At 63.5% G+C, this 9,416-nt stretch carries 10 protein-coding genes; 6 read left to right on the forward strand and 4 right to left on the reverse strand.

Annotation, left to right across the window (positions count from 1 at the left end; genetic code table 11):
- On the forward strand, nt 1–403 hold a 403-nt coding region (locus tag H8A95_RS39170; protein WP_229187908.1), incomplete at its 5' end, for an EamA family transporter.
- Between the two features lie 89 nt (nt 404–492).
- Nucleotides 493–1,671 carry a YbfB/YjiJ family MFS transporter gene (locus H8A95_RS39175; RefSeq protein ID WP_229187909.1) on the forward strand — a complete coding sequence of 393 codons (1,179 nt, stop codon included), beginning with the start codon at nt 493–495 and terminating at the stop codon, nt 1,669–1,671.
- Nucleotides 1,672–1,793: 122 nt separating this feature from the next.
- Here H8A95_RS39175 and H8A95_RS39180 read toward each other — a convergent pair whose 3' ends face one another.
- The 3 genes from H8A95_RS39180 to H8A95_RS39190 all read right to left on the reverse strand — a co-directional run bounded on the left by H8A95_RS39180 (nt 1,794) and on the right by H8A95_RS39190 (nt 3,957).
- Nucleotides 1,794–2,579 carry a molybdopterin-binding protein gene (locus H8A95_RS39180; RefSeq protein WP_229187910.1) on the reverse strand — a complete coding sequence of 262 codons (786 nt, stop codon included), beginning with the start codon at nt 2,577–2,579 and terminating at the stop codon, nt 1,794–1,796.
- An 11-nt stretch (nt 2,580–2,590) separates the two neighbouring features.
- The gene (locus H8A95_RS39185; RefSeq protein ID WP_229187911.1) at nt 2,591–3,223 is read right to left on the reverse strand and encodes a cytochrome b/b6 domain-containing protein; all 633 of its coding nucleotides are present in this window, start codon (nt 3,221–3,223) and stop codon (nt 2,591–2,593) included.
- 179 nt (nt 3,224–3,402) lie between these two features.
- Nucleotides 3,403–3,957 (reverse strand): fasciclin domain-containing protein, encoded by a 555-nt coding sequence (locus H8A95_RS39190; RefSeq protein WP_229187912.1) that lies wholly within the window; start codon nt 3,955–3,957, stop codon nt 3,403–3,405.
- Between the two features lie 325 nt (nt 3,958–4,282).
- On the opposite strand from H8A95_RS39190, the gene H8A95_RS39195 reads away from it, so the two are divergent.
- Entirely contained in the window at nt 4,283–5,683 is a 1,401-nt protein-coding gene (locus H8A95_RS39195) for an MFS transporter (RefSeq protein ID WP_229187913.1), read from the forward strand.
- 209 nt (nt 5,684–5,892) lie between these two features.
- Here the strand turns inward: H8A95_RS39195 and H8A95_RS39200 are convergent, their stop codons facing one another.
- Nucleotides 5,893–6,654, reverse strand: coding sequence for an SDR family oxidoreductase (locus H8A95_RS39200; RefSeq protein ID WP_229187914.1), 762 nt, complete (start codon nt 6,652–6,654; stop codon nt 5,893–5,895).
- Between the two features lie 253 nt (nt 6,655–6,907).
- On the opposite strand from H8A95_RS39200, the gene H8A95_RS39205 reads away from it, so the two are divergent.
- The 3 genes from H8A95_RS39205 to H8A95_RS39215 all read left to right on the forward strand — a co-directional run.
- A complete protein-coding gene (locus tag H8A95_RS39205) occupies nt 6,908–8,437 on the forward strand; it encodes a malonate--CoA ligase (RefSeq protein ID WP_229187915.1) in 1,530 nt (509 codons plus the stop codon).
- Nucleotides 8,438–8,464: 27 nt separating this feature from the next.
- Nucleotides 8,465–8,962 carry a hypothetical protein gene (locus tag H8A95_RS39210; RefSeq protein ID WP_229187916.1) on the forward strand — a complete coding sequence of 166 codons (498 nt, stop codon included), beginning with the start codon at nt 8,465–8,467 and terminating at the stop codon, nt 8,960–8,962.
- Between the two features lie 122 nt (nt 8,963–9,084).
- Nucleotides 9,085–9,416, forward strand: a 332-nt coding sequence (locus tag H8A95_RS39215; protein ID WP_229187917.1) for a hypothetical protein, incomplete at its 3' end; no start/stop codon positions are given.

A 9,416-nucleotide genomic window follows, 5' to 3' on the forward strand; every position in this document is an offset into this window, starting at 1 on the left:
GCTCGCGAGCGCGCTGGTGCGCGGTGTGGCGCCGCCGATCGCCAAGATCGGGCTGGCGATCTGGCCGAGCCCGCTGTGGGCCTGCCTGATCGGCTACATCATGTCCTCGCTGGTGGTGCTGACCGTGCAGCGCGTCCGCAAAGGTAGCTTCATGGTGCAGGCATCGCGCGACGGCCGATTCTGGTTCACGCTGACCGGAATCAGCAACGGGCTCAGCGCGCTCTGCCTGTTCGCCGCGGTCCGCAACGGCCCGATCACATTGGTGGCGCCGCTCGCTGCGATCTACCCGCTGGTCACCGTGGCGCTGAGCGCGGTGATGCTCAAGCATGTCGAGATCACCGCGCGGATCGTCGCCGGAACCCTGCTGACCGTCGCCGGCGTCGCGCTGGTCCTGATCGCCTGATTGCCCGATGCGCAAGACAGTGTTGCTGCCTCTAGCGCTGGGCAGGACCGCCGCGGCCTGCCACAATGCGTGCATTGCTGGAGTGAATTGTGAGAGCCCCCGCCCCGTCCTACCCGCATCCCGCGCGGTTGATCCTTATTTTGTCGCTCGCACCGACAGTCGGTCTCGGTATCGGCCGTTTCGCCTATTCGCTGGTGCTACCCGACATGCGCGAGCAGCTGGCCTGGTCGTATTCGGCCGCCGGCTTCATGAACACCATCAATGCCGCCGGCTATCTGGCCGGCGCGCTGTTCGCCTCACGCCTGATCCAGCGCTTCGGGCTGGCGACATCGGTGCGCTGGTCGACGCTCGCCTGCGCGCTGTCGCTGGCGCTATGCGCCATCTCGGGCAATTTCGTCGTGCTGAGCTTTGCCCGCCTGCTGGTCGGCTTCGCCGCCGCGATCGGCTTTGTCGGCGGCGGTGCGCTGGCGGCAACCATCGCGCAGTCGCGGCCGGAACGCGCCAACTTCCTGCTCAGCCTGTTCTATGCCGGGCCGGGCATTGGTATCCTGGCATCCGGCCTGATCGCACCCTTCGTGCTGCAGGGCTTCGGCGCCGGCTCATGGTGGATCGTGTGGTGGGCGATGACCTTGCTCTCCGCGATCATGATCGTGCCGCTGATGCTGGCCCCATTCCACGCCGATGCTTTCGCCGGCGGCATCGTGCGAACCAAGTTCGCGATCATGCCGGTGGTGATCTACCTCGCCGCCTATTTCCTGTTCGGCGCCGGCTACATCGCCTACATGACCTTCATGATCGCCTATGTCCGCGACGGCGGCGGCGGCGCGGCGGCGCAAAGCGCGTTCTGGAGCCTGATCGGCGTCAGCGCCTTCGTCACGCCATGGGTCTGGCGACGGGTGCTGGCGCTCGACCGCGGCGGGCTCGCCACCACCATCATCCTCGGCGTCAACGCACTCGGCGCGGCTCTACCGATCTTCGGCCATTCGCCGCTGCTGCTTGGGATTTCCGCGCTGGTGTTCGGCGTCGCGTTCTTCGCGGTGGTTGGGTCAACGACCGCCTTCGTGCGCTTCAACTACCCGCCGGAAGCCTGGCCGACCGCGATTGCTGCGATGACCATCGCCTTCGGCATCGGCCAGACGCTCGGGCCGATCGTGGTCGGCGCCATCACTGACGCCATGGGCAGCCTGTCGTTTGCGTTGAACGTTTCCGCCGCGATGCTCGCGCTGGGGGCGGTGCTATCGGCATTTCAGAGGAAGGTCGGGCCGTAACAAAACTTGTCATTCCGGGGCTCGCGAAGCGAGAACCCGGAATCCATTGTGACGCAGCGCATGCGGTCAAATGGATTCCGGGCCTGCGCCCTTCGGCGCATCCCGGAATGACGAGGCGAGAGCTAGCTCCCGCTGAACGAATTATACCCCTGGTCTTCCCAGTAGCCGCCCTTGTAGTCGTTGGTGACTTCCATCGAGAGCACGTATTTCGGGTTCTTGAAGCCGAGTTTTGTGGGCACCCGGATCTTCATCGGAAAGCCGTAGGCGCGCGGCAGGATCTCGTCGCCGAACTTGAATGTCATCTGGGTCTGCGGATGCAGTGCGGTGCCCATGTCGAGCGGCGAGTTGTAGCCGTCCTTGTCGGCACACTGGAACCAGACATATTTGGCGTGCGTGTCGGCGCCGACGAGCTTGAGGAAATCGCGCAACGGCGTGCCGGTCCAGCTGCCGATCGCGCTCCAGCCCTCGACGCAGATGTGGCGCGTCACCTGCTTGACCTGCGGCAGCTTGTACAATTCGTCGAGCGTCCACGACTTCTTGTTGTCGACCAACCCGCGCACCTCGAGCTTCCAGTCCGCGCCTGCGATCTCCGGCGCCTCGTCAAGACCGTAGTAGGCATTGAACGGGAACGGCTTGGTGATCATGCTCTCGGGGAAGGTCGGGGCCAGCGCATCCGGATTGAACATCCAGGCCTGCACCGCGTCGTTGAACTTCGAGACCTTTTTCAGCAGTTCCTCCGCCGACGACGAATCGACCACGTCGCAGCCGGTCAGCAGCGTCAGCGCACCGAGGCTGGTCCCCGCCGTGATGAAACGGCGGCGCGTCAGCTCCGGCATCGTCTTTACTGCATCGCGCACGAGCAGCTTCTTGTCGACACCGGGGATCAGGAGCTTGCGGAGACGACCCATTTTATCCTCCCTCAGCGCCCAATGATCATCGCGCGCAGGCTCTTCGGCACCAGCAGCGCGAGCGCGACATGGATCACCAGGAAGGCGACGATCAGCGCCATGCAGGTGAAGTGGACATAGCGCGCGATGTCGTAGCCGCCGAACAGCGATACCAGCCAATGCAATTGAACAGGTTTCCACATCGACAGGCCGGACAACACGATGACGACGCCGACGACGATGATGCCGGTATAGAGCAGCTTCTGCACCGAATTGTACTTGCTGAGATCGTCATGCGACAGCTTGAAGGTCAGCGCCGCCTTGGTGTCGGAAATCACGCCCGCAGGGGTAATCGGCAGCAGCTTCTTGCGGAAGCGGCCGGTGGCGAACCCCAGCGCCAGATAGATCAGGCCGTTGACCATCAACAGCCACATCGCGGCGAAGTGCCAGAGCAGCGCACCGCCGAGCCAGCCGCCAAGCGTGATGTTCGAGGAGAAGCTGAAGCCGAACAGCGGCGAAGCGTTGTAGATCTGCCAGCCGGACATGATCATCAGGATCATCGCGAACGCGTTGATCCAGTGCACCATGCGCACCCAGACCGGCTGGATCACCTTCGCCGGTGTTGCGGTCTCTGCCTGGTGGTCGCCGACGGCAAGGCTCGTCATGGAAGTTCTCTGCTGGTGGTCGTTACCGGCTTATACGCCCGGAACCGGCCTTCCGTTACCGGGCCGCGCATCATCAGTTTGATATAGGGCACTTCATCTGGTCACAAAAATGCGAGCCGGGGCGAGGCTCCGGCTCGCTATTCGCAAGGCGATCAGGGACTAAATCGACCCGCCGGGTGTTAGGTCGCCGGCATCAGCACGGTGTCGACCACATGGATGACGCCGTTCGACTGGTTGACGTTGGAGATCGTCACCATCGAGGTGCCACCCTTGGCATCGACGATCCAGACCTTGCCGTCCTGGTGCTTCACGGTCAGTTCCTCGCCCTCGGCGGTCTTCAGCTTCTTGCCGTCGGTGAGGTCGGAGGCCTCGAGCTTGCCCGGCACCACATGGTAGGTGAGGATCTTGGTCAAGGTCGCCTTGTTCTCGGGCTTGACCAGATTGTCGACGGTTCCCGCCGGCAGCTTGCCGAACGCGGCGTTGGTCGGCGCGAACACCGTGAACGGGCCCTTGCCTTCCAGCGTGCTGACGAGGCCGGCGGCCTTCACCGCGGCAACGAGGGTGGTGTGATCCTTCGAATTGACGGCGTTCTGGACGATGTTCTTCGAGGGGAACATCGCGGCGCCGCCGACCATCACGGTCTTTTCCTCGGCGCGGACCGGCGCCACGACGGTGGCCGTGATCGCGAGGGCGCTGAAGGCGGCGGCAGCGAGATAGGCAATACGCTTCGACATGGTTCGTCTCCCGATGGGTGATCCAGCCGGCGACATCATCGCCGGCGCTGAAGGGGCAACGACGCGCTTGGGTTGATCATTGCGGCGTCGTTGGCCGAGCTACGGGAGGTTTTCAGGGCGGTTTCCGGAAATAAATCTTTGTGATTCCTGAAACCGGTTGGGGCGAGCTTCGTATGCGCGGCGCTTCGCGCGACCGATTGAGCATTCCATCGAACGGAATGGACGGGTGCGCTGCCGCGAGCAATTCGCTTGCCGCCATGGCGCGATTGGTTCAGCCTGAGATTGCGGCGCGATTTCGCAGCAGGCGGCAGTGGGGAAAACAATCATGAGCAGCATCACGGCTGATGGTCACGCCGCGCCTGCGGTGAACGATGCGAGCGATGACATCGGTCCGCTCGAGCAGAAGCACCTGCAATACGCCAACTACCGCGCCGTCGCAGGGAGCACGGAGCTCACGAAAACGCATTGGCACATCGCCACCGCCAATGCGCTCGGCTGGGGTTTCGACGGCATGGACGGCGTGATCTTCGCGCTGATCTCGCCGATGGTGATCAAGGACTTTGCGCTGACCCTGCCGGAATATCGGTCGGGCATGCAGATCGCGCTGTTCGTCGGCATCGCCGGCCTCTATTTCTGGCCATGGCTTGCCGACCGCTACGGCCGCCGCACATTGCTCGCCGTCAACATCGCGCTGTTCTCACTCCTGATGCCGGTCGCGGCGCTGTCGCCGACCTTCGCGGTCTTCGTCATCGCGCGCTCGCTGCTGTTCTTCGCGCTCAACGGCGAGTGGTCGCTGGGCTCGATGCTGGTGGCGGAAACCTGGCCGGCGCGGCTGCGCGGCCGGGTCATCAGCATCACGCGCTCGGCCTGGTGCCTCGGCGCCACGCTCGCCGGCGCGATCACTGGCCTGGTCGCCGCCAATTACGGCTGGCGGATCGCCGTGATGGTGCCCGGCGCGATCGCGCTGCTCGCGATCTATATCCGCTCCACCTGTCCGGAATCGCCCTATTGGGTGCGATCGCAGGACCGCAAGCGGCGCATCTCGGAGACGCTGGCGCGCAGCGGCACGGTCAGCGACGAGGACAGCGCCTGGTTCGGCAAGGCCAAATCGGTCGGCATCCGCCAGGTGTTCCTGCCCGACGTGCTGCCCTCGACGCTGGTCGCGCTGTTCGTCGCCTGCGCGAGCACCTGCATCTACGGCACCGTCGGCGCCTGGATGCCGCTTTATCTGTCGACCGAGAAGCACTGGTCGACGACCGAATACAGCCTGTTCTATGTGTTCTACGGCCTCTGCGGCTTTCTCGGCCTGTGCCTGGTCGGCTGGCTGATCGACAAGATCGGCCGCCGCCGCACCTTCATCATCACCCTGATCGAGGGCGCCATCTTCATGACGCTCTGGGTCTATTCCGAGGACCGCGTCCTGCTGTGGACGTTCGGGCTGCTCTGGTGTCTCGGCTTCCTCGGCTTCTGGGGCCCGAGCACGACGCTGACGGCGGAAATCTTCCCGACCCGGATCCGCGGCGCCGCCAACGGCGTGGTCTGGGCGATCGCCTATTTCGTCGGCTTCGTGCTGTTTCCGTTCGTCTCGATCGCACTCCAGCAGCACACCGGCTCGTTCGCGCTGGCGTTCCTCTGCATCCCCGTGCTGATGATCGCGATGGCGATCGGCGTGTTCCTGTTCGTGCCGGAGCACTCCGGCAAGGAGCTGAACGAGATCAGCGAGTAAGGTAGATCGCAAAACCATCAACGCTGTCGTCCCGGCCAAGCCACCGGGTCGGCGCGAAGCGCCGCCCGACGACAGGCTCCGCGCGAGCCGGGACCCATAACCACGAATGGTCGTTTTGCGGGGGCTGTGGCTCCAGCGCACGCTAGCAACCAACAACGGTGGCTATGGGTCCCTGCTTTCGCAGGGACGGCCCGTTGAGGGAGTGGGGCCTAATCCCTGTTCGCCGGCGTCTGAATAAAACCGCGATTATGGGTCGGGCTGATCAGGATCTCGTTCATGCAGACCCGCGCCGGCATGCTGGCGACGAAGGCGATGGTGCGGCCGCAATCCTCGGGCTGCAGCATCCTGGCCTGCTCGGCTTCGCTCGGCACCACCGGACGCTGCTTCAGGATCGGGGTTGCGACCTCGCCCGGCGACAGGCAGCAGGCGCGCAGGCCGTTGACGCATTCGTCCATGTTGAAGGAATGGGTCAGCGCCAGCACCGCGTGCTTGGTCGTGGTGTAGGCCGGGCCCGGCATCTTGGAAACATGGCGGCCGGCCCAGGAGGCGACGTTGATGATGCAGCCGTCCTGCTGCTTGCGCATCGTCGGCAGCACCGCGCGCATGCAATAGAGCACGCCGTTGAGATTGACCTCGACCAGCTTGTCCCAGCCTTCCAGTTCCATGTCGGCCCAGCTGCGCTTCGGCACGTTGATGCCGGCGCTGTTGACCAGGAGGTCGATGCGGCCGTGCCTGGCGACGATCGTCTCGGCGGCCCTGTTGACGTCGGCCTTGCTGCTGACGTCGAGCGGGATCGCCTCGGCCTTGCCGCCCTTTTTCGTGATGTTGGCCACCACGCGGTCGAGCTCTTCCTTGCGGCGGCCGGAAACCACCACCGTCCAGCCGTCCGCAGCCAGGAATTCCGCCCCGGATTCGCCGATTCCGGTGCCGCCGCCGGTGACCCAGGCCACGCGTTTCCCATTATTTGTCATGCAAACTGTCTCCGTTGCTTTCCGAAGGGCGTTTTTGCTAATCCAGAACTAGTGCCCCGCTTCCGAAGTTCGTGATCCGCCGCGGCGGACACTGACACGAACTTCGGAAGCTTACGGGGCACTAGCAAACTTTAATCACTCTAGTGCCGCTGATCGATTTGAAGTTCCTGGGAAGACTCGCGGCCCCAGCTAGGAACTTCAAATCGGCGGCACTAGCCTCTTACCGGCGCTTTCGCCCCTCAGGGGATGTTGCATGAACACGACCACCAACGCCAACCTGTTTTCCCGCCTGTTCGACGGCCTCGACGACCCCAACCGGCTTGCGATCGAGCAGCTCGACGGCAGCCGCATCTCCTATGGCGACCTGATCGCGCGCGCCGGCCGGATGGCGAACGTGCTGGTTGAGCGCGGCGTCAAGCCGGGCGACCGCGTCGCGGCGCAGACCGAGAAATCGGTTTCGGCGCTGGTGCTCTATCTCGCCACCGTGCGCGCCGGCGGCGTCTATCTGCCGCTCAACACCGCCTATACGCTGAACGAGCTCGAATACTTCATTACCGACGCCGAGCCGGCGCTGGTGGTCTGCGATCCGTCCAAGCTCGACGGCATCGGGGTGATCGCCGCCAAGGTGGGCGCGAGGGTCGAGACGCTCGATCCGAGCGGCAAGGGCTCGCTGACCGAGGCCGCGGACAAGGCGCCGAAGCAATTCGCCACCGTGCTGCGCGGCAATGACGACCTCGCCGCGATCCTCTACACGTCGGGCACCACCGGCCGCTCCAAGGGCGCGATGCTCTCGCACGACAATCTGGCCTCGAACTCGTATTCGCTGGTCGACTACTGGCACTTCACCGACAAGGACGTGCTGATCCACGCGCTGCCGATCTATCATACCCACGGCCTGTTCGTGGCGAGCAACGTCACGCTGTTTGCGCGTGCCTCGATGATCTTCCTGCCGAAGTTCGATCCGGACGCGATCATCAAGCTGATGGCCCGCGCCACCGTGATGATGGGCGTGCCGACCTTCTACACCCGTCTGTTGCAGAACCCGGGCCTGAGCAAGGACGCCACCAAACACATGCGGCTGTTCGTCTCGGGCTCCGCGCCGCTGCTCGCCGACACCCATCGCGAATGGTCGGCGCGTACAGGACATGCCGTACTCGAGCGCTACGGCATGACCGAAACCAACATGAATACGAGCAATCCCTATGACGGCGACCGCGTGCCCGGCGCGGTCGGCTTCGCGCTGCCCGGCGTGACGGTGCGGGTCACCGATCCCGAGACCGGCAAGGAGCTTCCGCGCGAGACCATCGGCATGATCGAGGTCAAGGGCCCGAACGTCTTCCAGGGCTACTGGCGCATGCCGGAGAAGACCAAGGCCGAATTCCGCGGCGACGGCTTCTTCATCACCGGCGACCTCGGCAAGATCGACGGCAAGGGCTACGTCCACATCCTCGGCCGCGGCAAGGATCTCGTGATCTCGGGCGGCTTCAACGTCTACCCGAAAGAGATCGAGAGCGAGATCGACGCGATGCCCGGCGTGATCGAATCGGCCGTGATCGGCGTGCCGCACGCCGATTTCGGCGAAGGCGTCACCGCCGTCCTGGTTTGCAGCAAGGGCGCCGATATCAGCGAAGCCTCGGTGCTGAAGGCGCTCGACGGGCGGCTCGCCAAATTCAAGATGCCCAAGCGCGTGTTCGTCGTCGACGAACTGCCGCGCAACGCGATGGGCAAGGTGCAGAAGAATATTTTGCGGGATACCTATAAGGATATCTACGCGAAGACTTGAGGGGACGCGACAACTTCGCGAGGGACAATGAAGCGAGAGCAGGCTGACCGGATCAACGATCACTTGCTCGATGCCTGGGAAGCGATGGACAAGGCGAGAATGGCCATCGCAGGTCTTGCCAAGGCCGAGCGGCTCAAATTTAACGGCCTGCTTCACGAAGTCGTCTCCGACTTGCAGGACAAGGTGCTGTTGCAGATTTGGGAGCAGTATCCCGATCTGATGCCGCCGGAAAATGATCGCGCGCCGCCCGAGATCTGCAGCGAGCTGACGTGGAACGACGTGAATCTCCCGTCATCGGTGAGCGAAGGCCAGCTCGACGAAATCATCCTCTCGCTCTTGAGGCCACAGTGGCAAAAGGTGACGGCGCTTCTCACCAACGCCGGAAAGCGTTGCGAGCAGCTCGGCTTACCCGTCAGTCACGGGGTGATCGCAGCGCGATTGCGGCTACTCTCAGATTCCGATCGTATTGAAGGTGTCGGCGATCTCCGAATCTGGGGGCGTAGCGAGGTACGGTTGAAGGACTAGTTCGTAGCCCGGATGGGGCAACGGGTCGCGTGAATGCGCGCCCTGTATTTGCAAGGTGTAGTCACGAGGCCTTTGGCCTGGATCGAGAGCGGGCGGTCGAGCTAAAGAAAAGTCTACTGAAAGTGGGCCAGGCACTCGAACGCACCGTCATCGCCACGAAGGGAATCGACAAGGTCGACTGCGACGCCTTGTTGGAGCATCTGACCAAGGCCTGCCAAATCGTCTACGTGAAGCTGTTCGACATCTATGCCGAGCATCCAGAGCTGGCGCCGCGACCGAAACCTCCACGGATCAGCAGCACGCTCACTTGGGACGAGGTTTCGCCAAACCTGTCCGTATCGGTCACCAAACTCGACCAGATCATCTTTTCTGCCATGGAGCCACAATGGCGGAAGATGATGATGATTGTAGGCAAGGCATTCGTGGAGTGCGCTGACATCTCAGTGACATCTAG

Source organism: Bradyrhizobium oropedii, from assembly GCF_020889685.1.
Classification (GTDB): Bacteria; Pseudomonadota; Alphaproteobacteria; order Rhizobiales; family Xanthobacteraceae; genus Bradyrhizobium; species Bradyrhizobium oropedii.

Excerpts from the sequence above, each read along its gene's own strand:
- H8A95_RS39180 (WP_229187910.1), bottom strand. The coding sequence starts at position 2,579 with ATGGGTCGTCTCCGCAAGCTCCTGATCCCCGGTGTCGACAAGAAGCTG.
- H8A95_RS39185 (WP_229187911.1), bottom strand. The coding sequence starts at position 3,223 with ATGACGAGCCTTGCCGTCGGCGACCACCAGGCAGAGACCGCAACACCG.
- H8A95_RS39190 (WP_229187912.1), bottom strand. The coding sequence starts at position 3,957 with ATGTCGAAGCGTATTGCCTATCTCGCTGCCGCCGCCTTCAGCGCCCTC.
- H8A95_RS39195 (WP_229187913.1), top strand. The coding sequence starts at position 4,283 with ATGAGCAGCATCACGGCTGATGGTCACGCCGCGCCTGCGGTGAACGAT.
- H8A95_RS39200 (WP_229187914.1), bottom strand. The coding sequence starts at position 6,654 with ATGACAAATAATGGGAAACGCGTGGCCTGGGTCACCGGCGGCGGCACC.
- H8A95_RS39205 (WP_229187915.1), top strand. The coding sequence starts at position 6,908 with ATGAACACGACCACCAACGCCAACCTGTTTTCCCGCCTGTTCGACGGC.
- H8A95_RS39210 (WP_229187916.1), top strand. The coding sequence starts at position 8,465 with ATGAAGCGAGAGCAGGCTGACCGGATCAACGATCACTTGCTCGATGCC.